At 63.0% G+C, this 26,944-nt stretch carries 15 protein-coding genes; 12 read left to right on the forward strand and 3 right to left on the reverse strand.

Annotation, left to right across the window (positions count from 1 at the left end):
- Positions 1-44 precede the first annotated feature (44 nt).
- The 3 genes from N3C12_00890 to N3C12_00900 form a co-directional block, all read right to left on the reverse strand.
- On the reverse strand, positions 45-425 hold the full coding sequence (locus tag N3C12_00890; protein ID MCX8070994.1) for a hypothetical protein: 381 nt from the start codon (positions 423-425) through the stop codon (positions 45-47).
- 1,552 nt (positions 426-1,977) lie between these two features.
- Positions 1,978-8,973: an FG-GAP-like repeat-containing protein gene (locus N3C12_00895; protein MCX8070995.1), complete on the reverse strand. Its 6,996-nt coding sequence runs from the start codon at positions 8,971-8,973 to the stop codon at positions 1,978-1,980.
- Positions 8,974-9,077: 104 nt separating this feature from the next.
- Positions 9,078-9,410, reverse strand: a complete 333-nt coding sequence (locus tag N3C12_00900; protein MCX8070996.1) for a hypothetical protein — start codon at positions 9,408-9,410, stop codon at positions 9,078-9,080.
- Between the two features lie 397 nt (positions 9,411-9,807).
- Between N3C12_00900 and N3C12_00905 the strand changes: the two genes are divergently transcribed.
- The 12 genes from N3C12_00905 to N3C12_00960 all read left to right on the forward strand — a co-directional run bounded on the left by N3C12_00905 (position 9,808) and on the right by N3C12_00960 (position 26,879).
- Positions 9,808-11,580: an ATP-binding protein gene (locus N3C12_00905; protein ID MCX8070997.1), complete on the forward strand. Its 1,773-nt coding sequence runs from the start codon at positions 9,808-9,810 to the stop codon at positions 11,578-11,580.
- The gene (locus N3C12_00910; protein MCX8070998.1) at positions 11,577-15,080 is read left to right on the forward strand and encodes a protein kinase; all 3,504 of its coding nucleotides are present in this window, start codon (positions 11,577-11,579) and stop codon (positions 15,078-15,080) included. The genes N3C12_00905 and N3C12_00910 overlap by 4 nt, the downstream gene beginning before the upstream one ends.
- 123 nt (positions 15,081-15,203) lie before the next feature.
- Positions 15,204-16,571 carry a DNA repair protein RadA gene (radA, locus tag N3C12_00915; protein MCX8070999.1) on the forward strand — a complete coding sequence of 456 codons (1,368 nt, stop codon included), beginning with the start codon at positions 15,204-15,206 and terminating at the stop codon, positions 16,569-16,571.
- Positions 16,572-17,050: 479 nt separating this feature from the next.
- Complete coding sequence (locus tag N3C12_00920; GenBank protein ID MCX8071000.1) at positions 17,051-18,307, forward strand: transglycosylase SLT domain-containing protein; 1,257 nt, start codon at positions 17,051-17,053, stop codon at positions 18,305-18,307.
- Between the two features lie 753 nt (positions 18,308-19,060).
- Entirely contained in the window at positions 19,061-20,224 is a 1,164-nt protein-coding gene (locus N3C12_00925; GenBank protein ID MCX8071001.1) for a DEAD/DEAH box helicase, read from the forward strand.
- Entirely contained in the window at positions 20,193-22,049 is a 1,857-nt protein-coding gene (locus N3C12_00930) for an SWF/SNF helicase family protein (GenBank protein MCX8071002.1), read from the forward strand. The genes N3C12_00925 and N3C12_00930 overlap by 32 nt, the downstream gene beginning before the upstream one ends.
- Positions 21,992-22,690 (forward strand): hypothetical protein, encoded by a 699-nt coding sequence (locus N3C12_00935; GenBank protein ID MCX8071003.1) that lies wholly within the window; start codon positions 21,992-21,994, stop codon positions 22,688-22,690. The genes N3C12_00930 and N3C12_00935 overlap by 58 nt, the downstream gene beginning before the upstream one ends.
- Before the next feature lie 160 nt (positions 22,691-22,850).
- Positions 22,851-24,674: a hypothetical protein gene (locus N3C12_00940; GenBank protein MCX8071004.1), complete on the forward strand. Its 1,824-nt coding sequence runs from the start codon at positions 22,851-22,853 to the stop codon at positions 24,672-24,674.
- Between the two features lie 117 nt (positions 24,675-24,791).
- Positions 24,792-25,370 (forward strand): hypothetical protein, encoded by a 579-nt coding sequence (locus N3C12_00945; GenBank protein ID MCX8071005.1) that lies wholly within the window; start codon positions 24,792-24,794, stop codon positions 25,368-25,370.
- The gene (locus tag N3C12_00950) at positions 25,316-26,209 is read left to right on the forward strand and encodes a hypothetical protein (GenBank protein ID MCX8071006.1); all 894 of its coding nucleotides are present in this window, start codon (positions 25,316-25,318) and stop codon (positions 26,207-26,209) included. Before N3C12_00945 ends, N3C12_00950 begins: the two co-directional genes overlap by 55 nt.
- On the forward strand, positions 26,193-26,330 hold the full coding sequence (locus N3C12_00955) for a hypothetical protein (GenBank protein MCX8071007.1): 138 nt from the start codon (positions 26,193-26,195) through the stop codon (positions 26,328-26,330). Before N3C12_00950 ends, N3C12_00955 begins: the two co-directional genes overlap by 17 nt.
- Positions 26,331-26,399: 69 nt before the next feature.
- Entirely contained in the window at positions 26,400-26,879 is a 480-nt protein-coding gene (locus N3C12_00960; protein ID MCX8071008.1) for a hypothetical protein, read from the forward strand.
- The last annotated feature ends 65 nt before the right edge of the window (positions 26,880-26,944 follow it).

Raw genomic sequence — 26,944 nt, forward strand, 5'->3', positions numbered from 1 at the left:
CGACCCCTGCCGGCGAATCGGTTGACGAGCAGCTTCTCGAGTACCTACGAGCACGGGGTCCTCACGCCCTCCCGCCAAACGGCCACTTCCGTGTGATCTTCGGGTAACACTTTGCCGTCGTTCACGTACCCCGCTGCACCACTGCTAGAGGCGACAAACAACCCGTCGACTTCGGAAGAGGAACGCTTTTTCACCGATACCCCCACCGTAAATCGCCAATCCCCCAAAATCGCGGGCGTGGGTGGCGCGAGCGGCTCGATCAGTTCCGGTGGGGAGTGCACTTTCCAGCCATCCGGGTACCACACCGTGTAGCCGAGCTTGGGATGGCGAAAGGTGGGGGCGCTCGCTGGAGCGACGAGGCCAGAGGCAAGTGTGGCCGCCAATGCGCATGCGATCGCTCTGCTGAAGGAACGCCTCGGTTTCATTGCTGCTCTCCTCCCGCTGCTCGTGTGGGTGTGTTCCTCCTGGGTTGCTCCACATGGAGCATGAGCGGACTGCCGCGTACAGCATGAATGGACAGACCGGGGGTGCGGGCAACATGAAGCGGTCAACACTTTGCCCGCTAATCTCCCGCAAGTACCCTCGCAGGCTATGCCGATGCACGCGTGGCTGCACTTTGGCGAGCGGGGCGCCGCTGTCGGCAAAAATAAGTCCTTCGACCCGACGGGCTTCGACGCGTCGCAGTTCGAAGGATCCGAGCCGGGCAAACGTGCCGCCCACAAAGGCAATGCGGCCACAGCAGATCGATTCCGAACAGCGCAAGTCCCACGTTTGCCAGGGATGCCATTGGCGTGCAGTGGGGTGCGACACTTGCTGCGCGGAGTGGCGCCGATTCCGGACACGCACCCGCCCGCTACGAGCGCCCAGTTGCCAGGCACGCCGACAGCGGACCTAAATCCTTCCTCTGCCCACGTGGGCGGGGGACAGGAGAACAAAAGAATCGCCCCAACGAGGAACCCGAGCAATGGTGAATTGTCGTACGGCCTCCACCTTCTCGGCCGAAATCGTCGCCACACCGTGAGGGGAGCAGCGCCGAAGAACAACAGGGCCGCGAAGCCCGCAGTTCGGCCGGGCGGGAGAAGCGCGCAAACCGGGCCACCAGGAGGTGGACTGGGGCGGGCCACCGTGAGTGAGCCGGTTTCGACGCTCACTGCAAGCGCGCTTGCCGTGGCATCTGCGGCCATTGCATTCGAAAGCGCGAGCGGAACCGTGTAGCCAGGTGTTGCTGTGGAGTAAATCGACCCCGAACAGCTCGCCACAGGACCATCTGGCAAATGTACTCCCGCTGCAAATGCCTCCGGCGACGGTAGAAAAACGTGCCGCATCTTGCCGGGATTCCACGGGCTCTGGCCAGCAGTGAGCGTGAAACCGAGGGCTGCGAGCGTAGGGTCGATGGTGCAACCAGCGAAGGACAGGACATCTTGGGGAATGCTCAAGTCCACCTGCAGCCCGACGGCCCGATTTTCGCTGTTGCTCACGACGACGAGCACATCGACCGCCCCTCCGCGCGCACCCGAAGCGGGGGGGAACCGTGACGAGCAACGCACCGGCACGCATCACCGCGGAGAGCGCGAAGAGGATGAGTCTGATGACTGCTGCCGTTCGAACAATCATGGTCAACCTCCTGTGCATCGACTCTTTGCCAAAAGAGAAAGTCAAGGTTGTGCGGCACTTCGGTGCGGTTCACTAAACGGGTCGTGCCTCGTGTTGCGGATGACGATGAGTCGCGAGGCATGAGGGGCGCAGGGCTGGGATTGCTTGGCGGAGTGTGCCCTGAGTGGAGCGCCGGAGCCGGCAGGGCCGTGGCCGGTTGTCCATCTTGGGTGGACGAACCCTGGGAAGCGGAGAGGGGCCGAAGCAGCGGGGAGCGGGGTACCACCAGTCCCCGCTGCTTGGATGTTGAGCCTGGAAGGCGAGAGATGACGAGCCATGAGTGCTTCGCTCCGCTCGCGATGGTGGACGTGACCGGAACCCTGCTTAGGTGGCGTTGCAGGTCGGGCAGTACTTCTGGAAGAGTTCCAGGGTACGCGCGCTCGAGGCGTTGTGCAGCGTCACTTCGCCACCGACCGTTTGGTGGATGAGCACACGCACCGGCGATCCCAGCGGTCCCGAGAACAGGTGAGTGCCGACCAGCATGTGGCCAAAGGCGTAGCGATCTTGCAAGTAATGCGAGGCAGCGCCGAGGTGGTATACCTTGTTGCCGCCGCGGGCGAGCTTGTCCAGGTGAAACGCTTCTGCGCGCTTCGCGGCGAGGTCGAAGTGATCCTCGTTGTTCAGCATGCGGCCGAGCTGCTTGAAAAAGCCCTGGCCGACGGCGTCCTGCTCTTGGTTAGCAGCGGTGATGCGCTCGGCCAAGTGAGCGGGATAGCCGGCCTCCAATGCAGCGTCGTAAGTAATTCCGTTATGCGTGGAGGTGTTGCTCGCCAGTTGGAAGCCTGGCTTGGCAGGCGCCGAACTGTCGCTCGGCAGCCCGGCTCCTATCATTTGATCGAACATATAGGTCGCGCCGTAACCGGCCAGGGTGCTCAAGCCGTACACCCACTCGTCGGACAATCCGGCCCCTTCGGCAACCTTCTCCGTGGCCTTCGAGATCACCGTGCTGAAGGCGGCGCGAGCGCCGACCTTGGCGAGGCCATCTACGGCCTGCGCCACACTGGTCAACTTGATATTTCCGGCAAGCGCACTGGTTGCGAGGGCAACGCCGCCGGCAACGATGCCCAGTCCGATCGCAACTGCCCCGGTGATTGCGCCCGCCAGGGCAGCCTGGCCGATTTTAGACAGCGGCAACCCCTGGGCTGCGGCCGACATGGCGTTGATCGCCGCAGAGAGGAAAATGCCGACAAGGATGACCAGAATCGTCTCGAGGAATGCGCCTTGGGCATCGGTGGCATTGGTTGGGCTCCACGCAGCGTAGGCGTACGGGCTGCCTTGCGGCATTGCGGGGTCCAGGCTGCTGAACTGGCCGAGATCAGGGTCGTAAAAGCGAAAGCCCGCGTACTGAAGCCCGCTCGCTGGTTCGCGCTCATAGCCGGTGAATTCGCGACAGCCGTGGCTGCTCGCTGCGCATCGCGTGGTGGGGAGACGGCGACCGGCGCTATCGAAGTAGCCAAGCACGCCTCCGTACGGGAGGTAGCGCACGTGAACGACGACGCGCCCGCTGGAGTCGGTCACCAGTTGCGTGGAGCCGAGGTGATTGAGGTGGAAGTAACGAAACTCAGAGGGAAGGGATTGGCCTTCGGCTCGGGACACGAAGAGCGGCCAGGGGAGGGTGCCGGACGACCAAACGACAAGTAATCCGATCACGAAGGCCGGGCGGATGCGTTGACCGAAGCATCGGGCTCCGCGGCCGGGGGCAAGGCACAACAGCGCCAGCGTGACAAACAGAACAGTTGCTCCAACCTGCGCCACGTCGGTGCGTATCGATAGTTGCAATCCGGGCTGACCAGTGGCGGCGGTGCGGGCGAGCAAAGTCCAAGGAGGCACTTCACGGTCCGCTTGAGCAAGCTGCTGGTTGGGGGACCGCTGTGAAGCGAGCAGGATGTTGCCGGCGAAGTAAAACTTGGTGGCGTACCCGGGCTCGGCCTCGATGAGTCCAAAGTAGTAACGCTTCCAGGACCCTCCGCTGCGTCGTTCGCCGATGCGCATGCCGGTGTGGTCGTAGTGAAACTCGACGGCGCCGCCGTTGATCCGCACCAAGCGGTTGTCGGCATCGTAGGTGAAATCGTAGCCGGGCTTCCTGATGCGATTGCCGTTGGCGTCGTAGGAAATCCGGTTGTCGGTAGTGTCGATGGCGGTCGCCCGGTGGGGTCGGTACGGGTCGTACGCAAAGGTCGACCCTTCTTTCCGCGTGATGTTGCCCAAGGCGTTGTACTGGTACGTGATCGTGGCGTTGCTTTGTGGCAGCGTGCACGAGGTGAGGCGGCCGAGCCCGTCGTAGTTGAAGCTTTCCGAGCGATCCAACTCGGGAATTCCGGCGGTCGACCCTTGGTCGAGAATTTCGCCGACGAGTCCGTTGGCCGTGTAGGAACGGTAAGCGAGGCTTTGATAGCGCGCAGCACCGCGGGTGGTTTCGCTCGCCAACAAGCGGAAGGCCCCCGTAGCGGTGGCGTACGTGCGAACGTCGCGCGTACCGTTGCCGAAGCGGATTTCGCGCGGACGGCCGAAGAGGTCGTAGGTAATTTTGCGCGCGTAGACGCGATTGCCGAGCACCGCGTACAGTTGCCCCGCGCGGTCGTAGCGGTGGCGCACGACCTCGCCATCGGGATACGTGAGGCTGGTGATGTTGCCGGCGGCGTCGTAGGTTCGTTGCAGGAGTGCGGAAGTTGCGGATTCGCCGGGTAGGCTCATCGTCGTGCGAGCGGCAACGACCCTCCCGGCACGGTCGTAGTACAACGAGGAAATCACAGTGCCGCCGTCGTCACTGCGCTCCTCGACGCGAGTGATGCGCCCGAACGCTCCCTCCGGATCTGCTCCGACCGCAGCAGCGTCAATCACATCCGGATACGTGTCGTACCCAAAGGAAATCGCCGGCTCCTCGCCGCAACGCCAAACGAAACTGTCCCCAGTGTAGTAATGTTTGGCGACCAGGCGATCCTTATCGTCGTAACAAAGGCTGATGTGCCGCCCGGGCGTGGGATCGTCTTCATAAACGCGCTTGCCGTTGGGGTCGTAGCCGTACGACCAAGTGCCCGAGTTGGGATCCTCGCGCCGCACGAGGAGCCCGCGGGTGTCGTACTCGTGAATGACCATTGTGGCATAATTCCACTGCCCCGAATCGCCGGCCTGCGTCAGCGTAAGCAAGCGCCCCAGGCCATCGTACGTCCGCAGCGTTCCTTGCAAGAAGCGCCCGTCGGACGACGCCACGGTTCGGCTTTCGACGACCCGGCCATAAGCGTCGCGTCGTTCGGTGGTGATGGAGCCGGCGCAATTGCGGGCAACGGCGCAAGCATCCCAAGACGTTGTTGTCCAAGCCACGCTGTGGTCGCGGCGTGTCACCGCACCGTCCGGTAGTCTGGTCACGATCACCCGTCCGAGCCCGTCGTATTGGTAAGAGGTCCAACCCGTGTCGGGACTGAGCGGAACGAGTTCGCCCCCGCGCCCACGTGTGGTGAACGGTGCCGCCTTGCGGGTCAGAAGTCCTAACTCGTTATACACGCGTGTCGTTTCCACAACGAGCACGCGGCGGCCATCGACGTATCCCTCGCGTTGCGACTGGACCGAGCGCCCGAGCGCGTCGTACAACTCGAAGCGAGAGAGGTAGCGGCGGTTGTCGATGAGGGTGCGTGCCTCGATGGCAGTGGGATAGCCTGGGGCTCCGAGAACATGGGCAAATTGCCGGTAAGGCTGCCCGCGCGGGTCACCCTCCGTAGGCAGCCGATCTCCCGGCCGGAATTCCGCTCGCAGGCGACAAAAGGTGTCGTACTCCCAGCGGGCCGCCGGTGGGTTGGGAGCAGTCGGTGTATGCGGGGTGGTTTCCCCGGTCTTGACTCCACAGGCCGGATCGTACTCGAAGTCGACCTGGTGGCCGGCGGGGTCTTCGACAAGTCGAGGATAAGTGCGCGTCACGTCCTCGTAGAGGGTAATGGTGCGTCGGCCCCACGTGTCCTCCACCCGCTGCACGTTGCCTTCCGCGGTGTAAGTTAGGCGGGACCTGGTGCACAGCCCGCCCCCTGGGCACCAGCGATACATCCACTCGAGTCCTGGTGGGACGGGGTTCACCCACGCGTATTTTTCCGTGAGGTTGCCCGCGTCGTCGTAACTGTACCACTCGCGCTGCAACGTCGCTTGCGTGCCTTGGGGGTCGTCCACCGTCCAACTTTCCCGAGCACGGTCCACCAAATACCGGGAAGGTTCATCCCAGAGGTGGTAAAGCGTGATGGTGTCCACTGGCTTGGTTTGCGAGCCGAAGCGCCGGGTGCGGACGACGTTGCCGTAAGCGTCCCACTCGAGATTGGTTGTGCCGCTGACGGCGCGGATGACGAAGTTCGTGGTGTCGTACCGCAGGGATTGCTCGAAGCGAACCCAGTAGCGGTCGGAGCTCTGTCGTATGTGCGGACATGGTGTTGGTTGGCAAGTTGCGGGATTCGCATGGCATGAGGGGTCGAGCCGCAAGCAACCCCAGGTGCTGGTTTCGTGCACGAGCAACTCGTCGTCGGGTGTGAGCACCATGCTGGCCTCGACTTTGCCCTTGCGCACCGCGTCCTGATGGAAGAAGCGAACCTTGCGGTAGCCATTGGGCTGCACTTCCATCACTGTGCGAAATCCCCGGAACTCTCGTGCCCGCGGTTCGTAACGGCCGTAGGCGTAGTGGAGTTCGGTGGTGATTTGGTGGCTGCCTTCGATGACGCAATCTGTTCCGGAGCCACGTCCGCATAGGCCGTCGGTGCGCGTGATCTCGGCCACGGTCCACTGCACCCAAGGGAGACGAGAAACGCCGTAGTTGTCGGTGTTGTCCCAAACGGTGGAGGGCTCGTACTCGAGGAGCGTCACACTGCCGAGACCGTTTTCGGACTGGATCATGAGGTCCGGCCGCAAGCCGAAAGGATTCCGCGCAACGAGGGCGGCGGGCTGGTTCGCGCAATTGCGGCCGTTTTCGCTCGGGCACCAGGCACCGTTGCCATTGTGGTACAGGGCGATTTTCCCCGGGAAGCTGAATTCGGCCGCGGCGTTGGCGAAGTCGACCATGTGGTCGCCATCGACGTCGAATGTGTCTGCGTAGGTGTAGGAAACAGTGGTTCCACCGAAGCGCTGCTCCCCGAGATTGCGGAGCTGCGCGGGCGCGCTTCGCCAAGGAAATGGCTCGTCGGCAAAGCCCGCCCCGCGGTTGAACCAAACCTGCCACCGGCCGGGAGCCACGCTGCTGCACGTTTCGACGGCATCCGGCAGGCCGTCGCCATTGACATCGAGGAGATCCCGCACCACGTCACCCCGCCCGTCGTTGAGGGTCATTTGGATGCCGTTCCACCCGCAAGGGGATGTCGGCAAAGACCACTCGAGTGGCCCGACCACGTCGTTCCCCGTGTTGATCATGACGAACCACTTGCCGGTGTAGCTCGACCCAACGCGTGGATCCCGCGCCAAGACTTGATCAGCCAAGCCATCGCCGTTCATGTCGGCGAGTGCTGCGATTTGCAAACCGTTCCGTGTGGTGAAGCGCAACACCCGCCACGGTGTGTCGAGGCGCATGGGAGTGGGTGAGAACTGCGTTCCGTTGTTATGCCAGATGAGCACCTCTCCGTTTTCGATCGACACGTAGTCCGGCCGGCCGTCGCCGTTCATATCGATCAGGTCGGCCAGGTCCGCCGAGCCGTCTTCAAAGCCGAGAAAACTCCGGCCGGACTCGGTTCTGCGCAAGTACCCAGCGGGCGCAGGGAACGGGACCGGTGGGTCGAAGCGCCACTGCTGATGGGTGGCATCCGGCGGCCGACCACGGTGCACGTCCCAGTAGGGCTGCGACGGACTCCAGCCGTACGAGGTGACGTAGTCGGGGAACCCGTCTCCATCGATATCGAACACATCGGCCATGGCGCGCGCATCACTTTCGCCGAGGCGCGTGAAGCGAATGCCCGGACACTCGCTGCCGACAGGTGGCCCAAATTCGTCCTCGACGATGCCACGGATCGACCACTCCGTTGGCGTCGCGGCAAAGCCGGCCGGGCTGCCAAAGTAGACGTCCCAGTCGGCGCGCCGCAGCGTGAGATCCTGTCCCCAAGTCATGCAGTCGGTGTTCACGTTGACGAGATCGGTGAAACCGTCGCCGTTGAGGTCGAGAAGATCGCGGTATGTCGTCCGCTCGCGTCCCCACGTCACCACGCGACGCAAGGCCTTACGGTCAGCCTCAAGATCGGCTGGGTAGGGGGAGCCATTGCCTTGTAAAGGCGCGATGGGAGTGCCGAATTGTGGGCGTGCAATCACCTGCGCCGCGGCCCAGAATCCCGCCTGGCCGGTGTGGAGATTGCGATAAAGAAAGGTCGTGCTCGCCGGACGGCCGTCCCGTCGAGCGAGAGCGAGGCCGCGCCCATCGAACAGCGTGACCGCGGATAGAAACGACACGCGGCCGTAACGATTCGACCAGGAACCCCCGAGATCGAACTCGTACTCCAGAGCATAGCTGCGCACCGTGCGCCCGTTGAACTTAACTTCGACGCGGTCGAGCAAGCGATCGAGCTCGCGGGGGTAGCCGCCGATCGCGTCAATCACGCGGTCCGCACAAGGGCGCCCCGACTCTTCTCCGCCCGGACAGCGAAACCCCGTGGTGCGCCACCAGAAGTGCACAGCAAATGCTGGTGGCCACTGCGTGCGCGTGTTGCCAGTGTAGCGTATCAGGCTGGGATACGCAGTGTCTTGCCGAAGGTTGGTTTCGTAGTCGATGGTGAGAAAGTTGCCGTTCAGGTCCTCTACCCGAGTGAGGTACCAGCGAAATGTCTTGCAGTTGGGGAGCGGCCGCTTGGGCTCGCGACCTTCAGGAGTGGTGCCGAACTCGTAGCGCCGGCCGCTGCGGTCCCAAATGACCCACGAGTCCGAAGACGGCCGATGCTCGATCCTTAAAAAGGATTCTTCGACCACGGGGAGACACCGCTCGCCCGAAAGCCGGCACTCGACTTGGGCCTCCGGAAGGACAACTAGGAACTCATCGGTTTCATAGCCGCACAGCACGGCCCCGTTGCGCGTCGAGCGTTGCACGTGCCCCAGCGGCAAATCCCAGCCGTAGCCGTAGGGGCTCGGCCCACCTTGGCTAGAGTACATGAGCCGTAGTTTGGGTTCGATCCCCCCACGCCCCGGCGGCACGGCGATGGGAATCTCTGTCATCGCGGCACCGATGAACATATTGGCCTCGGGTGCTTTCGCGAGCCCGGTAAACGGCGTCGACCCATCGCCCGTTTTGGCACCGTGTGCTGCGCTAGCCTCCACCCGCACGTGCTTTGCGAACAGCAGGCACACACTGACCACGATCAAGAGCTTCCACCTGCTCATAGGACACCCCTCGAATCAGCGTTAGTTCGAGGGCACCGCACTCACGCCTCGGGCGGTGCCCCGCCCCCAGAACAATCAGCGGACTGCCAATCAGGAAAAACTCGCTATGGCAGCGACTCCGGCGGTGGAACCGGCCGCGGCTCGCGCGGCACTCGCTGAATCGGCCGACCGCTCGGACTCATCTGGTAGCGGCCCGCACCCTCCCGCCTTTGCCAATGACGCTCCTGCCGCATGCGCATCTGCTCAGCGCGATCTGCAAGGCCGGCACGCACTTGATCCCGATTCAGAGGCGGGGGTTCCCGCAGCGCTGCATGCCCGGGTGACGACCACGCCCCGAGAAGGCAACCAGCGAGGCCGAGCAAACAAAGACTGCGACCGCCGGGAGCGAACCAAGACCGAAACCTGTAGGAACTGCCTGCAACATTTTGCTTCCTCATGAGCAACCTCCTTGCGAGACGAAAATCGCGCTCTCGCCTACGCAAGGTTCGGGCCAGTACGCCGTGGGGCTACCGCCTGCTCGGTAGAACCGGTCGGACCCTCCAAAGCAGCACGGAGTGAGAACAAGGGGGTTATCGCTTTGTGCTGCTGCGCCCGAGCGAGTTCGTGGATAGGGTGGTGTCTGCGCTGGCGGGTCCGTTGCCGCTGACCCTCCGATCTCGCCTCTTGTGCGTCGCCTCCGGGCGAGTCATCCGTTAGTGGGCGCACAGCGGATGGCGATGCCCGCAGTGTTCTCGGGGCCGTCAGCGCTGCGCTCCTTCGTTGCGAATGCAACGCTGGTGGGCCCGCGATTCGCGGGTGATTTGACGTAACAACGAGCCTGCCCGCGGTGGCGCAATGATTGCCTTTCGGGGCGCTGTCTTTTGGACCTGTTTTGCCAATGGGTTACACCGGTCTGTGGTCATGAACCTTGTTGCTGAACTCTCCACGGCGAAGAACGATCGTGCGTGGCAACTCGCTGTGCTCTCTAGCGTGCGCGGTGCTGCGGCGTCCGCTAATCTAGAACAGCTTGAAAGAGCTCTGCGCTTGTTGGCGGGCTCGCCAGCGGCGGACAGCGAAGCATTCGCGGCAGATGTCAGCCGCAAGCTCCGCCGCGCCGTGTCGCTGCTGCATTTCCGGAGCTCCGCCACAGCTTTGCTCGGCGCGGCTTGGCCGCAGGTCCACACGGCGCTGCGTGACCTCCTGTGGGCAAGCGAGTGCCTGCTCGAAGAACCCGGCGCTGCCCGTTGGCTGCGCGAATGGGAAAGGGAATGGGAAGCACACCTGCCGGAAGAGCTGGCCAAGCTGTTTGGCGCGGACGAAGCGACGTTCCAGACGTGGCTCGAGGCGGCGCCGCAGTCTCAGGCGGGCGCGGTCGGAGAGCTTAACACTCCCCCTCCCTCGAGCGCCGCTGCGCTCGAGGAGGATGAGCTCCTGCAAGCGTTCTTGGAAGAGATGGATGAGGGGCTACGCAACGCCGAAGAGTTGTTGCTTCGCCTCGAGAGATCGCCGCAGGATTCTGACTTGCTCCACGCGCTATTTCGTCAGTACCACACCCTGAAAGGGGCAGCGGGTGCCGTGGATTTACAAGAAGCCGCCGACCAATTGCACCAGGGTGAGGCACTCTTGCAGGCGCTTCGTGACGGAGAGCTCGAACTGCCCACACCCGCGGTGGTGGATTTCTTCTTACGCCTCGGCGACTCGATTCGAGCGATGATCGACGAGGCCTGCGGCCGCACGCCGACAACAACGAAAATCAACGACCTCGACGACGCCATCGCTGCCTTACTGCAGGGCGAGCCGGTGCCTGAAACGGGATCGGCTCGCGACGACGACGAAGAGCCGTGCGCCGAAACCCAATTGCCGCTCGGCAACGAGCCAACGCCGTCTGCTGCGAGTCCGCAACCGAGTAGCCCGAACTTGCTCGCGTTGCGGGAGAAAGCCGCCAAAGGCCAGCTCGACCCGGAACTGGTGGCCATGATCGAGGCATTGCAGCAAAAGGCGGAATTTTTCGCCTCTATGGCGGCAACCTTGCAGGCGGAAGTCGAGGAGTTGCGCACGGTTCCCGTGGATGATTTGTTTCGCCGGCTGCAGCGGCCCTTGCGCGATGCCGCCCGGCACGAGCGAAAACAAGTACGGCTGGAAACTGCCGGTGCCGAGCTTCGTTTGCCAAAGGATCTCGCCGAAACACTGGCCGAGGTTCTGCTGCACCTGGTCCGCAATGCCGTTGCTCATGGCATCGAAACCCCCGAGGTCCGTCGCGGCAGAGGCAAAAGGCCGGAGGGGTGCGTACGCGTGATCGTCGAGAAACAAAGGAGCTGCTGGCGTGTGGCCGTGAGCGACGATGGGCAGGGTTTGGATTATGCAGCCATACGGGCGAAGGCCGTCGCCCTCGGCTGGCTCAAGGCGGAAGCGCCGTGCGACGAGCAGCGGCTGCAAGAGTTTTTGTTCCGCCCTGGGTTTTCCACGCGTAACGACGCCGATGCTTTGGCCGGGCGCGGGGTCGGCATGGACGTGGTGGCCACCGCGGTCCATAAGCTCAACGGCTCCATCCAGGTCCATTCCACCCCTGGCGGCGGCACCACCATTGAGCTTTCGGTTCCTGTCGGCCTCGAAGGAGTAAGGTCGTGAAGTGGCGCGACACGTTGCGCATGCCGGTGGGGGAGGCTGCCCGCCTGGGGGCCAATAAGGTTGCCCGGTTGCTGCAAACCGACGTACGCGATCTCTTCGGCAGCCGAAGCCATGCTCCGCAAACGTCGGAGGCGCAACCCGAGCCACTGGCGGAAAAAATCGGGCCCACCACCACGGTGGTCGGCACGACAGCCGCGCAGGCCGCTTTGGCCCCTCGAGTGGACCGACATCCGGCTCCGCACTCATTGCCGCAAGAGAAGACGTGGTGGGAGGTGGGCGAGGTCGCCTTCGATTTGTACGAAATTCAACGTGTGCTTGCGGCGAACGCATCCACGCGGGCGTACTTGGCACGCCATCGCTTGTGGGGAATCCCCCTGGTTCTCAAAGTTCCGGGCGAGGCGTTGCGCGAGGATGCGGCGCGCTTGGCAGCTCTTGCGCAAGCGGCGATGCGGTGGACACAGTGCGGCCTCCATCCCCACATTGCTTACTGCTTCACGGTCCACCACGCTGGTCAAGTGCCGGTGTTCGTGATCGAGCACGTCGACGGTGGCTCGTTGCGCCAGTGGCTAACGGCTCGCAGCGTACCGACTTTGCGGCAGCAGCTCGACGTTGCCATCCAACTTTGCCACGCGCTCGAGTACGCGCACAGCCGGGCGCTGACTCACGGTGGGCTGAAGCCCGAGAACATCTTGCTGACAGCGGTCGGGCTCGTGCGGGTGACCGATTTTGGCGTCACCTTGCAGCGCGGTGGCTCAGCGGAAGCTTACCTCGCCCCGGAGCAGTGGGTGGATGGCGGCCCGAGTGACATTGCGAGCGATATTTTTGCTCTCGGAGTGTGCCTGTACGAGCTATTTTGCCACGGCCGGCCCTACGAGATTACCCGCGGGCCGCGGCGCAAACCGGCAGAGCCGCTTGCAGTGAACGGCAGCCGATTGCCTGCGCCACTAGCTGAACTTTTAGAAGCGTGTGTGGATTGGGAACCGCTCAGACGCCCGCGCGCAGTGTCGGAGGTACGCTTACAGCTCGTACGGCTTCGCGAAGAGCTGTTTCGCCGCCCGAGCCCCTTTGCCGTACTTCCCCCGAATACGTTCGATGCCGACGGGTGGAACAACCAGGGAATGGTTGCCTTGGCTGCGGGCAAAACCGAGGACGCGGAGTGCGCGTTCGAGGCCGCACTGGCGGCCGACACCAGGCATTTGGAAGCAAACTTCAACCTTGGCGTGTTACGCTGGCGTTCGGGCAACGGCTCCGACGAGGCTTTGCTCAGCGCATTGGCGTCTGCGCGCGCGCCTCGCGAACAACCCTGGCTCCCGAACTTCTTGCAGGCACTGGTGGCCTTGGAGAGCGGCGATGGTGACAAAGCCCTCGATCTCTTGCAGGACCTTAGGGCTGCCCTTCCGGAAAACGAGGAGCTTGCAGAGCTCGAGCGGGCCGCGCGCCGGTGCCGCCCGCCGCATTCCGTAGCGCGCGAACTCGTGGGACATAGCCAAGTCGTATCCGCGGTGGCCATGAGCAACGATGGCAAGTGGGTGCTTTCGGGTGGCGATGACCATGCGCTCCTTTTATGGGATGCGTTTGCGGGCACAGCAGTACGCAGCCTTGAAGGCCATCGCGCAAACGTGACGGCACTGGCCATGACCCCCGACGGCCGCTCCGCCGTCTCGGGCAGCGAAGACGGCACGGTGATTCTCTGGGACTTGCAACGCGGCCGCCCCGCGAAAAGCTTGCGACTGGCGGGAAAAGTCTTTGCTCTTACGCTTGCGCAAGACGGCCGCTTCGCCGTCGTGAGCAGCGCGGGGTCGGACAACTTCCTCGGCATTGACGGCACGATTGTCGACCTCTGGGACCTGGAAAAAGAGCGTCCCGTGCGCCGGCTCGAAGGCCACAGTAGTTCGGTGAAAGCCTTGGCGATGACGCCGGATGCCCGCCGTTTGGTTTCCGGGGGCGATGATCAAAAACTCATCCTGTGGGATCTCCTTCGAGGCCAAGCGCTGCGCACCTTTGCGGGACACGAGCACTTCGTCTCGTCGGTGGCGATCAGCGCGGATGGACAGACGGTTGCCTCCGGGAGTTGGGACCGCACCCTACGCTTGTGGGATGCCCGTACGGGAAAATGTAAGGGAGTGTTGCGCGGCCACTCCGGCATCGTCACCTCGGTGCGCTTGAGCGAAGATGCCACAGTGGCGGTCTCGGGGAGCTGGGACGGCACCGTGCGCGTTTGGGATCTGGCCCGCCAGCGCTGCATCCGCACGCTACAAGGCCACCGCGGAATGGTCACGAGCGTTGCGCTCGCCGCGGCCGCCCGCTGCCTCGCCTCGGCGAGCTGGGACGCTTCGGTGCGCTTGTGGAACCTGCCGCAGCCGGGTCCGGAAGTCTGCACTCCTCGCCTTTCCTCGCGTTACGATTATGCTGCCCTGCCGCCGGCGGAGCCCACCGCGGAGGAGCGCATCGAATTGGCATACGAAGCCCTGCGAGCGGGCGACGTGGCAACCAGCGTTGCGGAGTGGAACCGACTTGCAGCCGATGGTGGCGCCGCCGACCCCCGCCTACAAGACTTGCTCACCGCCTTGCGCCCGCGCACGCGCTTGGTATCGCTGCAGGCCGCAGGTGTCGATGCGGAGTACCGTCTGGGCAATGAGCCAACGGCCGCGCTCTTCGATGCCGCCACGAATCGCTGGTTGCTTGCAACGCGCACGGGCCAACTGGTGATCCTTGACCTCGCTCGTCCGGAGGCCGGGGTTGCGCTTGACGTGTCCGGAGCTCCTCTGCGGGCGCTGGCTCTGTTGCCCGGCGATACTGTGATTGCGACCGCAGGCTTCGACCGCCGCATTTACCTCGTCGATCCAGCAGCCGCGAGCGAACTCAGCGTGCTGCCCGGGCACGAAAGCATCGTCGCTTGTTTGCTCTCGTTACCGAGCGGAAGAATCGCCTCGGCGTCTTATGACCACACGGTGCGCCTGTGGGACGCCGGAGCGCGAGCTTGTGTGACGGTGCTCCGAGGGCACGAGCGGCAAGTGGTGGCACTTGCCGCAACGGATACTGGGAAGTTTTTGGCGAGCGGCGACTTGGGCGGCACTGTGGTGTTGTGGGACCCGGAATCCGGGCGGATGGTCTGCCGATGGCAGGCGCACGAGGGAGCCGTGCACGCCTTGCAATTCATTCGCGGTGGCGAGCTGCTGGTTTCGGGCGGTAGCGATGGCCAGCTCAAAATGTGGGAGGTTGCCAGCAGAGAATGCTGCCGGTCGATTGCCGCTCACGAGGGCGGTGTGACTCACGTCCTGCCAGTATGGGCCGACGGCTCGCTGGTCACCGCCGGGGTTGATGGTACGTTGCGGTTCTGGGGCAGCGCGGCTTGGGAGCAAAGCAGCGGGGTTTGTCAGTCGTCCAGACCGACTGCCGTGGTTGCTTGTGACGGCGAGCTCGACCGACTGCTTGTGGGTGACCCTGGGGGTCACGTGCAGGTGCTGCGGCTACGCGGGCAGTTAGCGGAGCGCTGCTGAGTCAAAGCTGAACTCAATCCGGGTCGCGGGCGGCCGGGCACTCACTGGTCCGGCTCCGAAGCTTCTCTACCGTCTATGCTCTGCCCGGAAATTGAGGGCCATGCTACCAGAGAAATCACGCCCATGGCTCAAGCGAAGACCTCCTATGTATGTCAAAGCTGCGGCTATCGCGCGCCGCGCTGGCTTGGGCGTTGCCCCGATTGCGGGGCGTGGAGCTCACTCGTGGAGGAATGGGTCGCCCCATCGCGCTCGAAGGGTGCGCGCAGAGCAGTCGAAGAGGACGCTGCTGCGGTACCACTGGCGGCGATCGATAGTGCGGCCACCCCGCGACAATGCACGGGTATGGACGAGTTTGACCGCGTGCTTGGCGGTGGTCTGGTGCCAGGTTCCGTCGTGCTGATCGGTGGCGATCCCGGCATTGGCAAGTCGACGCTGGTGCTGCAAGCCTTGGCCGCTTTGGGCAACGCAGAGCAACCGGCGTTGTACGTCTCTGGCGAGGAATCGCGCGAACAAATCAAACTGCGCGCAGAGCGACTCGGCTTAGCGAACACTCCTGTAATGCTGCTCACCGCCACGGATGTCGAGGCGATCGTCGAGCGGGCGAAGAGAATCAAACCCGCGGTGTTGGCGGTGGACTCCATTCAAACCATGTGGGCTGCGGAGCTCGAGTCGGCTCCGGGCAATATTAGCCAAGTGCGAGAGTGCGCTGCACGTTTTGTGCGCCTCGCCAAAGAGACGTATGTGCCGACCCTATTGGTGGGGCACGTGACCAAGGAGGGCGCCTTTGCGGGTCCCCGCGTGCTCGAGCACATGGTGGATACGGTGCTGTCCTTCGAGGGCGACCGGAGTCATGCCTTTCGCATTTTGCGCAGCGTAAAGAACCGCTTTGGCTCTACGAACGAGATCGGTGTGTTTGAAATGACGGAACGGGGGCTGCAGCCGGTCGGGAACCCATCGGCGCACTTTCTCGCGGAACGTCCGCGCGCAGCGGCGGGCTCTGTGGTGGTTGCCTGCATGGAGGGAAGTCGCCCGATGTTGATCGAGGTGCAAGCCCTGGTGTCGCCGAGTGCGCTTGCCAATCCACGGCGTACAACGTTGGGGTTCGACCCGAACCGGGCCAGCATGCTCGTGGCCGTGCTGGAAAAGAAGCTTGGGTTACAGCTCTTCGGGCAAGACGTGTTCATCAATGCGGCCGGGGGCATGCGGATCAGTGAGCCGGCGGCCGACCTGGCGATTGCGGCGGCGCTTGCGTCGAGCTTCCTCGACCAACCGCTCGATCCTGAACTGGTTGTCTTCGGCGAAGTTGGTCTCGCGGGAGAAATTCGCGGGGTGCAGCACGCGCAATTGCGCGTGCAAGAGGCGGCGCGTTTGGGGCTGCGACGCTGCTTACTCCCACAAACCAACGTGCGGCAAATCGAGGGTCTTCCCGAGATGGAGCGGGTGGGGGTGGCCTCGCTCAGCGAGGCGTGGGAAGTGTTGTTTCGTCGCTGAAGAGCCGAAGGGAGGCGTGGCCACCGTGCCGCGCCGGATACGCCCACATTTGGAACAGCGAGCTCGGGCCAGCTTTCTCGCGGGCAAACAGTCTCCGCGCTGAAGGCAGCGCCGCAATAGAATCGGCCCACAAAGGATCTCCCGCGCGCTTCGAGAGCCAAGTTCTTTCGTGTTTCTTTCGACCCCGTTTGGGTTGCTGCTCTGAGCCGTTCGTGGTAGGTAGGCGGCCACTTTTTGGGTTGGAGTGGTACGTGCGGTTGAAGCGGAAGTGTAGACGCTGGTCCGTGCTGTTCTTGTCTCGTTGGGTTGACGCGTGTCTCGCGCCAGGGTTCGGCCTGGAGCGATCAGCCGGAAGCCGCGAGACCGGATCCAGGCGAAGCGGAAGAAGGAGGCCAGGGGCCGTGTAGAAGAAACAGTCTACGGCCCGGAGCCACGCAAGCCACCCCCGGGCTGTGGAGGAGTGTGAGGGAGGACTGAAGGTGCTGACGAGGAAGCCGGCGTTTTTGGGTGTGGCCGTCGCGCTGCTTGCGGTTACGGGCTGCAGCTCGATCAGACGAAACGACGCGGAGAAGCATTGGTGGCAGTGGCAGAAAGCAGATGCGCCGAGCGATAGTGATCTGGCGACGAAATACGGCGTCACCGTGGGGCCGCAACGGCCGAAACACCGCGGGGATCACCTTGGCCTCAAGTTTGACCATCCGCGCGTGAGCGACTTCGTTAGTAAGTACCAAACGGACTTGCGGGGATTTTACGGGCGCGCGTTGGAGCGCAGCGGCCGGTACCTGCCGCGGATCGAGTCGATCCTGCGCAAGGAAGGGTTGCCGACCGAGCTTGCCTACCTCCCGCTCGTGGAGAGTGGTTTTCGCCCGCATGCAGTGTCGCCTGCGAAGGCGGTCGGCTTGTGGCAGTTCATTCCGGACACCGGCCGCCGCTATGGCTTGCGGATCGACGGCTTTGTGGACGAACGGCGTGATCCGATCAAATCGACCCGTGCTGCCGCGCGTTACTTGAAGGACTTGTATGGCATGTTTGGCGACTGGCACTTGTCGCTCGCGGCCTACAATACGGGCGAGGGGCGGATTAGCCGCTTGCTTAGCACGTCGGATGCGAGTGATTTTTGGGAGCTCAGCGAGCGGGGCTACTTGTTCCGCGAAACTGAGGACTATGTACCCGGATTTCTCGCGGCATTGCAGATTGCCTCGCAGCCCGAGGCGTACGGGTTCGATCGCCCGCAACCGCAGCCGCTCGAGTACGACCTCGTACATATTGCCCACGTGATGCCGCTGGCTACCGTGGCCCGCTGGACGGATCACCCGCTTTCCACATTGCAAGAGCTGAATCCGGCATTGATCCGCGGAATCGTCCCGCCGGGCGGCTATACGATTCGCGTGCCTGAGGGAACGCGCCCGTTGGTGCAGCAGGCGTACGCCCGCCTGACGCCAGCTGAGCTTCTCGCATTGCAGCGCGCGGCCCTACCCCCCGCGCCGGCGCGCGTTTGCCGCCGCAAGGGCAAGCGGCTCGTCTGCAAACCAAAGGCTGCCGCAAACGTTGCCTCGAAACCAGATTTGGTGGCCAAGGGCATACGGCAGGTTGCCGTCAGAAGCCCGACGAACGCGGTGCAATCCGGGACGGTGCGCAAGCAGTTGAAGGGAACTGCAAAGTCCGGGCAGCAAACCAAGTCCGGCGGGGTGCAGCTGGTCAGCCGTAGCAAAGGCAAGCGCTCGGCCCGGAACTGACCTGCCCGCTAACCTTCCGCGATTTGACCTGCGCGCTTGTGCCGCGAAGCATCCCCGAGGCTGCGCAGCCACGCCTTTGGTCTGTTGGGCTCGATGGAGCATTGCTGGCCAGCAGGGACGACTGTCGGCGTAGGGGCGACGCATGCGTCGCCCGTGGGGGGTACCAGCGACCGTCGAGCGGCGATTCGTAGGGGGCGGCATGCCGTGCCCCTACGGCGCCAGAGCGCGGCAGCGTGCTAGGTGGTGCCGGGGCGCCCGCTTGCATGCCGTCATTCCATGGCCTCACGACGCGCCGCTGGCGCGATCCAATGGCAGGCTCGGCGGGCGCGGGTGTGCTCTTCACCGCCGTGCAACTCGGAGCATAGTCACCAGCCTTTGCCCTTGTGCCGGTCGTGCTGCCAATTGAGGTGCCGCTCCTGCCCTTGTTCAGGGTCATGCACGGCGGGGTGTGCGTGCCAATCCGCGTTGGTGCCGGCTGGGCTGGGCTGGGCTGTGGTTCCCTCGCGCTGTCGTCGGCGGCGCTGTGCACAAACACGGTAGACTCCGAGGCGGAAACGCGATAAACGGGGTGCGTTACAGATGGTGAGCTCCGGGGTAGGGGCGTGAAGGGGCATGTGTGGTTGTTGGGTCGGCTCGTACGGATGTGGCCAGCGCGGTGAGCGCAGGCTGTTTTGCAAGCCAGGGGGTGGGTTCTAACTGGCGGGAACGCATCATGGGTTCCCGCGCAAGGCGACGCTTCGATGGTGGGCAGTCATGGCGCGGCTCGAGGAGCTTGAACCAGGCCAAGAGGTGCGGGGGATCGAGCCCCGCGAAGCAGTAGAACTCATCGCTGTCGAACGCCTAGGCCCCGATGTGGTCAGTGTGACCTTCCGTACTGCCGCTGGCCAAGCGCGCGAACAGATCCTTTACCGCGATGCGGAACCGCGTCTGAGGATCGTGTCGAATGGGTCTTCTTGGAAGTTCTCGGCTTCTGGAGCAAACCTCCGCTTGGCGTGCGAGGCGTTTCGCCTCCGGCTTGCTCATCTGTTCGATCCGAACCTCGGGTTGACCAGCGCGCGCATCGAGCCGCTACCGCACCAAATCACGGCGGTGTACGAGCACATGTTGCCGCGGCAGCCGCTCCGGTTTTTGCTGGCCGACGAACCTGGCGCTGGCAAAACGACCATGGCCGGACTCTTGATCCAAGAACTCTTGTTGCGTGGCGACGTGGAGCGGTGCCTCATCGTGTGTCCCGGCATTTTGGTGGAACAGTGGCAGAGCGAGCTTTCCGAGCGTTTTGATCTTGCCTTTGAAGTAGCGACCTCGGAGGCGCTGTCAAAAGCCAGCGAGCGGAACTGGTTTTTGAATCGTCCGCTGGCGATTGTCCGACTAGACCACGCGGCGCGGAACCAACATGTGCAGAAGTTACTGTCGGCGCCTGAGTGCCGGTGGGACCTCGTTGTCGTCGACGAAGCGCACAAGATGGCCGCCTCGGGGCACGGCAGCGAAATCAAGTGCACCAAGCGTTACGAGCTCGGCCAGTTGCTTGCAGGACAAACCCAGCACTTGCTGTTGCTCAGCGCCACCCCGCACAACGGTAAGCCCGAGGACTTCACTTTGTTCTTGCGCTTGTTGGATGCGGAACGGTTCGAGTATCGCCAGCCCCTGCAGATTGCAGCCCGAAGAGCTCGACGATGTGATGCGCCGGGTGGTGAAGGAGGATTTTGTCAAATTCGACGGCACTCCCCTGTTCCCCGAGCGCGCCGCATTTACGCGCACGTATGCTCTCTCGCCCCCGGAGGCACAGTTGTACGAACGCGTCACCGAGCATGTCCGCGGCGAGTTGAACCGTGCCGAGACGCTCGAAGACGAGACCCGGGCGAGCACCGTGGGCTTCGCTTTGATAATGCTGCACCGGCGCCTGGCCTCCTCTCCTGAAGCGATTTACCGCTCCCTCCAAAGGCGGCGCCGACGGCTCGAACAGCGCTTGAAGGAAGCGAAACAGCATCCGGCGCGGTTGGCGAGTGGTGCTGCGGCTCTCGACGACGAGGTGCTCGACAGTTTGGAAGACGATCCCGAGGGAGAGACTCAGGACAACGTCCGGGAGATTCTCGATCAGGCAACCGCCGCCCAGAGTATCGCAGAGCTGGAAGCGGAAATTGCCACGTCGAGAAGATTGGAGGGGGAGGCATCTGAGCTACGGGCGAGGGGCGAGGATACGAAATGGTGCGAGCTGGCGACGGTCATCGAAGCGCTCGTAAGCGGCCAGGCGGCGATCGCCGCAAACCGCAGCGATGCGGCTTTCTTCGGGGAGCTGGAGCGCCGCGACGGCGAGAGCCTTCGGCCAAAGCTCATCGTATTCACGGAGTTCCGCGACACCCTGGAGTACCTGGTCAGCAAAATTGAGGAGCGCTGGCCGGGGCGAGTGATAGCCATCCACGGAGGGATCACGCGAGAAAAGCGGCTCCAAGCGCAACAACGCTTTGCTTCGGAGCCGAGGCTCCAGGTGCTGGTTGCGACTGACGCCGCCGGCGAAGGCATCAATTTGCAATGCGCGCATCTGATGGTGAACTACGATCTTCCCTGGAACCCGAACCGGATCGATCAGCGGTTCGGCCGCATTCACCGCATCGTCCAAACGCGGCCCTGTTTTCTGTGGAACTTGGTTGCCGAGCAGACCTGCGAGGGGAGGGTCTATGCCACCCTCCTGGTCAAGATTGCGGAAATCCAGCGTGCCTTGGGAGGCAAGGTGTTCGATGTCTTGGGCAAGTTGCAGTTCGATGGCAAGCCGCTGCGCGAGCTGCTGCTGGAAGCAGTGCGCCGCGGGCATGACGCGGCCGTTGAGGAGCGCTTGGAGCGCACGGTGACTGCCGCGCTCGATCTTGGCCGCATTCGCGACTTGGTAGAAGACCGCGCTCTCGTCCGCCAAGTGATCGACGCCCACGAGGTGCAGCGCTTGAGTGCTGGCGTGCAGCGGGCGCGCGCCACACGGTTAAATCCGTTCGCCACAGAGGCGTGGTTCGTGCACGCGTTCGAACAACTCGGCGGCAAGATTCACCGGCGGGATGTGGGGGTGTACGAGCTAGAGCTGGTGCCAGCGCAGTTGCGCCAGCGCGCCCGTTCGTTTCCAGGAGGTGCCTTCGTACAACGGAGCTACCCGCGCGTGACCTTCCGGCAGGAAATTGTGGGGCGGCCCGGACGGCGGGTGGAACTCCTACACCTGGGGCACCCGCTGGTGCGGGCAGTGGCGGATCTGGTGTTGGAGCAGCATGGCTCGCTGCTGCGCGTGGGCAGTGTGCTCGTGGACGATCGCGACGAAACTTCTCAGCCGAGGGTCGTGTTCGGCTTTCGGCACAGTGTGGTCGACGGGATGAAGACGCAGGCAGGCGAGCGCAGGACCATTTCGCAGCGCTTTCTGTTTGTGGAGATCGACTCCGAAGGACACGCCCGCACTGCCGGCCGAGCGCCGCATTTGAATGCTCGACCCCTGGCTGAAGGGGAACCAGGTGCGGCGGAGATTTTGGCTAGTCCAGAGTGCTCGTGGATTCTCGGAGCCGCCGCTCGTCCAACCTCGAGCAGGGCTCCGGGTGAGTCCACGGCGCTGGAAAAAACCCGCTCGCCTATGCCGCGAATGCGCCTGCCAAGCAACATTTGGAGGAGGTTGTTGCGTATCGCCGTCCGCAAATTGAGAAGGTGCGCCGCGCTGTGGAGGAGAGGATTCGCAGCAACATCGCGTATTGGGAACAACGGGCACGCGAGTTGAGCATCCAGGAGTCGATGGGGAAACAAACGCAACTGAGTGCTCAGCAGGCGCGGGAGCGCGCGAAGGAGTTGGAGAACACCCTGGCACGCCGGTTGGAGGAGTTCGACCGGCAGACCTGGATTGTCCCCACACGTCCCGTGACAGAGATGGGTTTCGTCGTCGTTCCCCGAGGATTGCTGCGGCGAATCGAACAGCGCCGTGTGGGCGGAGGTAAAAATAGCGCTGAGGGCAGCGGCAGCTCCGGCCAGTCTTGCTCGGTACTGGAGCCCGTGCAGGCTAGGCGTGCGCAAGCCGTGGCCGTGGTGATGGAAGAAGAGCGTCGCCGTGGGCGGGAACCAGTCGATCGCTCAACTGAGGGGTTGGCGTACCACATCGGAAGCTACCACCCGGAGCCGGGCTCCGTGCGGTTCGTCGTGGTGCTGCCGGTGAAAGAATTCAACGATGAGTTGGCTCTGAACCGGGAGGAATTGCTGCTCGCTTGCAACCAACCGGAGCACAGTGTGTTTGCCTGCGTGCGGATGGATTCCACCGGCGGAGCAGAGATTCGTTACGGGCGTGTCCGGGTGGAGGAGCTGCCGAGTTTTGAGCAAGCGACGGCTAGGACGACAGTAAAATCCGAAAACGGTATGCCGGGGGCGTAGTGATGAAGCGAGAGCGGCCGGAGTATTTCGAAGAGGTTTACCGAGCGGTAGAGGGGCGTTGGCAACAGCTCGAGAGCGATCCAGAACTCGCGGCGCCGCTCTGGCAACTGTTTAGGCCAGGTGCAGAGCGCGCGGCGCGTGCTTTCGGAGCTCTTGCAAAATGCCGACGACGGGCGCCCGCACGGTACGGGTGCAGGTGGACAGCGAACGGTTCCTGTTCGAGCACGATGGGCATGATTTCAAGGGCGACGAGTTCCGCTCGTTGTGTAGCTTTGGATACTCGAACAAGCGCAGCTTGTACACCATCGGTTTCCGCGGAATCGGTTTCAAATCCACGTTCAGTTTGGGTGACGCCGTCGAAGTCCTCACCCCGACGCTTGCGGTAAGGTTCCACAAAAAGCGGTTCACCTTGCCCGAGTGGGTCGGGGAGGCGCCGCCGAGTACGACGACACAGATTTCGGTGCGTTTCTCCCAGCCAGAGGTGCACCAAGAGCTGGAGAAGAACCTCAGGGAGTGGAGTACGCATCCCGTCTCTTTGGTGTTCTTCCGGCACATCGAGCGGCTGGTCATTAACGAAACGGAAATCCATCTCGATCGCCTCGGACCGGGACCCGCGCCAGGCAGTGAACGCATTCGCTTGCCAGCAGCAGCGAACGAAGAACTGCTCCTGATCAGCTCCGAAGAGCTTCCGTTTCCAGAAAACGCAGAGCAGGAAATTCGCGATGAGCGGAACGAGGAGGGTTATCAAGTTCCCGCTTGCCGGGTGCAAATTGTCTTGGGCTTGAAGGACCCGCAACGCTTGTTCGTCGTGCTGCCGACCGAAGTCACCCCGCCGCTCCCGTTCTCTTGCAATGCGCCATTTTTGCAAGACCCAGCTCGTAACAAGATCAAAGCGCTTTCCGGCTCTCCGACCAACCGCTGGTTGTTGGAGCGCATCGGCCGCTTGGCGGCAGAGGCCATGATGCATTGGCTCGCAAATCAGGGACTTCCCCTACAAGAACGCGCCCGTGCGTACGACCTGTTGCCGGAACCGCCCCAGCCTCGGGATTCGCTGGCAGCGGATGTGGCCGAAGCGGTTTACCGTGGGATGCGCGCCAGTCTGGAAGGTCAGCACATGGTGCTGACTGCCGATGGCCGGTTAGTCGGACCTAAGAGCTGCCTGGCCCCACCGCAGGTTGTGTACGAGGTTTGGTCGCCGGTACAAATTCAGAGGGTGTTTGCGCAAGCCGCGGGCAACGAGCACGTGCTGGCCGCCGAGGTGAGCGGAAGGCAGCGCAGCATGTTACAAGAATGGGAGCAAATCGAGCTGTTGTCCAGCGATGATCTCGCCCGGGCGCTCGAAACGAACGCATCGATTCCGAGGTCCGACTCCCACAGCCAGCTTTTACGCCTTTGGCAGTGGGCAGATGATCACGGTTCGCGGAAATTTGGGAAGGAGAAATTGAAACGATGCCACCTGGTCCCCGTGGGCGGAAGGGACACGCTGCACCCCGCTACCAGTGCCGTGCGGTTACCAGAGCGTGCAGCCCACATAACCGAGGCTGCGTGGGAGTTTCTGACGCAACTGCTTCCGCTGGTCGATCCTGAATGGATCGATTACCTTTCGGCCGCCAAGGAGCGAGCGGCCGAAGACCAACGGCTCCAGGCTGCCCAGCGATTGCTGGAAACGTTGGAACTCAGTAGTGCGTCGAAAGCAGACACGATCGCGAAAAGCGCTTGCCAACAACTGTTTTCGCGCTCCGAGGTGTCGCTCGAAGAACATGTGCGGATTGCCCACTTGATCGTCGGCCTCGGCGCGGCGGCACCTGATACCTTGCGTGCGGTAACGCGCGATGGCCGGTCGCACCCGTGGTATTCGGAATCGTCCCCGCCTCTCATCAGCGGTGACGATCCGTGGGTAGAAGAGCTGCTGCCGAAAGAGTGGCAGCAAACGAAAGTGCTGCACGACGCCTATTATCGCGATTTTGAGGGTTGCTCCCGCTAGTAATGGCATGGATGGGTGCGTTCGGAAAGGTCCAGGTTAGTGTGGTACCCACCAATTGAGGGAGATGAGTCCAGGCTTGGACGGAATAAAGAATTGGCAAGGCGCGCAATCGCCGGCATGTTAAGACAGCGCGGAGTGCGGGACGAAAGATTCCTCCTACCCTACACTAGGGGTGATTTAAGGTGGGAGGACTACAACTTCCCGCCGGAGCTGTTGGACCTCTGGGAAACGTTAGCAGCAGGCGATGGTACTATCTGGATTGGTGTGGTCAGCGCGCTTGCAGCCGCCCCGGCCGAATATTGGAAGAAGCGGCAACGAGCGCGGATTTACCAGTCCTATCGCTACGATTATGAAAAGGAGGTAGTAACCGAACCAATCCCCGCAGCGTGGCTGCACCTGCTGCGGCAGCGCCCCTGCTTGCCAGACACCCGCGGAACGCCCCACCTGCCTTCGGAGTTGTACGTGCGCACTCCGGACACCGAGGCGTTGTTGCACACGGAGCCGTTTGTCGATGCCGAGTTGGACACACCAAAGAATCGGTCGCTGCTCGAGGCGCTAGGGGTGAAAACCCGACCGGCGGGCGCAAGCCGTCTGCTCGAACGGCTGCGGGCATTAGCCGCAGCGAAGGAAGTAAAAAAGTTTTGCCCGACGCACGTTACATTTATCAGTCGATCGACGCCGCCTTCCCACGCTTGAATCCTGAGGGGCAGGAGGAAGTTCGTCAAGCTTTTCGCGATGCCGCGTTGATTTTGACCGATGACCTCCAGTGGGCGCGTGCCAGCGAAGTGTATCAACGGAGCGACGACGATCCTCAAGCGCCGGTCGTGCACGCCAGCTTGAGTGACCTGCGGCTGTGGTCGCACGTCGGTGTTCCCGAAAAGCGGACATGGGAGAACGTTTTCCGGTGGTTGTCTCAGCTCCAGTCGGGACAGGAGCTGCAGTCGCGCGAATTTGAGCGCGTACGAAAAACTTTGGCAAAACACCCAAGCGATGTTTGGCAGCACTGCCGGCACTGGCTCTCGGCTGCAAACACGTGGGTGCCGGTGGAGCGGCTGAAATACCGGGTCACAATGCAGGGCTTGGTCCGGCGCCAGGAACTGTTTCCGCATGTGAGGGAAGCGACCGCCGACTTTACAATGTTGAAGGCTGAAGTGTATGCAACAGAGCCGCTTACGAGACTGCGTGAGTTGCAAGAGGTGATCGAGGAGCGACCCGCGAACCTCCGAGAACTCCTTGCCTACGCGTTGACGCCCGCAAGGCATGAACCGGCTCCGTGGATCCCGGAGCTGGGGAGGCAGTTGCAGCGCGTGCGATTCGCGCAAGATCCCGCCCTCGAGCAACGCTGCCGTGAATTGGCGCGGCGAATGAGCGACACGATCATGGTGCGCTTGCGCAAGGAGGACAAACTCTTGGTTGAGCCATCCATCGATGGAACGCCAGTAGGGCCAGAGTCCGCGCGTGACGTGTTGTGGTACGATCAATACCTCTTCGCGCGCGAGGGCAAAAAGGGGGGCGCGCGTGGGGCAGATCGGTGAAGAGCTCGCAAGGCCCTTCGACAACGACGCGGTTAGACAGGCAATTCGTTATTGCGTCGAGCGCGATGCTGAGTTCGTTGCCGATTATGTGGCGGAGAATTTGGAGTTGGTACCGGAGTAAGAGGTTGCTCCGCTTTCCCCTGCATCCGAGCAGGAGCCGTCGACGGCACGGGAGGAAGAGGAGCCGCCAATGGTGAGCGAAGGTGGCGACGACGAGGACGTCGAAGACCCGGAATTGGAAGGCGAACAGCGCAGCATCACCGTTCGCCGCCAGCGCCGGTCGCGGGGCTCAGAAACGGACCGTCTGTTTCGCCGCTTTGCCGAGTCGCGCGGCTATCGCTGGGAGGAGGATACGCGCTCTTACGTTCACCGAGACGGTAGTCGGATCGTCCGTGCGGAAGAACCGTTCGATTGGCTCCGCCGAGAAAGCAATGGGGACGGTGTGCATCGGTATTGGGTTACGAGCGAGCGACTGGACGGCAAAGGGGTCGAGATCCCTGCCTTGGTTTGGCAGCTTCTTGTTGACGCGCCGACAAGTTGCAGCATTGTCATGCCTGATGGTGACGGGCGGCCGCAGGAGTTGACTGGGCAATTTTTGCACTCGGCAGTGGCACGCGAGGAAATGGCGCTCCATCCCGACACGTATCGGCTCACACGTGGGCCGCGCTGACGTACCCGGCTTCTGCAGCCCGGGACGGCCGCTTCGGCAGGGCGTGGCGTTTACCGCTCACACTG

It is taken from the genome of Candidatus Binatia bacterium, assembly GCA_026415395.1.
Classification (GTDB): Bacteria; Desulfobacterota; Binatia; order HRBIN30; family HRBIN30; genus HRBIN30.

Bases quoted from the DNA above. Each gene is read 5' to 3' on its own strand.
- radA (MCX8070999.1), top strand. From the start codon at position 15,204: ATGGCTCAAGCGAAGACCTCCTATGTATGTCAAAGCTGCGGCTATCGC.
- N3C12_00960 (MCX8071008.1), top strand. From the start codon at position 26,400: ATGGTGAGCGAAGGTGGCGACGACGAGGACGTCGAAGACCCGGAATTG.
- N3C12_00930 (MCX8071002.1), top strand. From the start codon at position 20,193: ATGCTGCACCGGCGCCTGGCCTCCTCTCCTGAAGCGATTTACCGCTCC.
- N3C12_00945 (MCX8071005.1), top strand. From the start codon at position 24,792: ATGTTAAGACAGCGCGGAGTGCGGGACGAAAGATTCCTCCTACCCTAC.
- N3C12_00895 (MCX8070995.1), bottom strand. From the start codon at position 8,973: ATGAGCAGGTGGAAGCTCTTGATCGTGGTCAGTGTGTGCCTGCTGTTC.
- N3C12_00940 (MCX8071004.1), top strand. From the start codon at position 22,851: ATGCCGACGACGGGCGCCCGCACGGTACGGGTGCAGGTGGACAGCGAA.
- N3C12_00905 (MCX8070997.1), top strand. From the start codon at position 9,808: ATGATTGCCTTTCGGGGCGCTGTCTTTTGGACCTGTTTTGCCAATGGG.
- N3C12_00900 (MCX8070996.1), bottom strand. From the start codon at position 9,410: ATGAGGAAGCAAAATGTTGCAGGCAGTTCCTACAGGTTTCGGTCTTGG.
- N3C12_00925 (MCX8071001.1), top strand. From the start codon at position 19,061: ATGGCGCGGCTCGAGGAGCTTGAACCAGGCCAAGAGGTGCGGGGGATC.
- N3C12_00890 (MCX8070994.1), bottom strand. From the start codon at position 425: ATGAAACCGAGGCGTTCCTTCAGCAGAGCGATCGCATGCGCATTGGCG.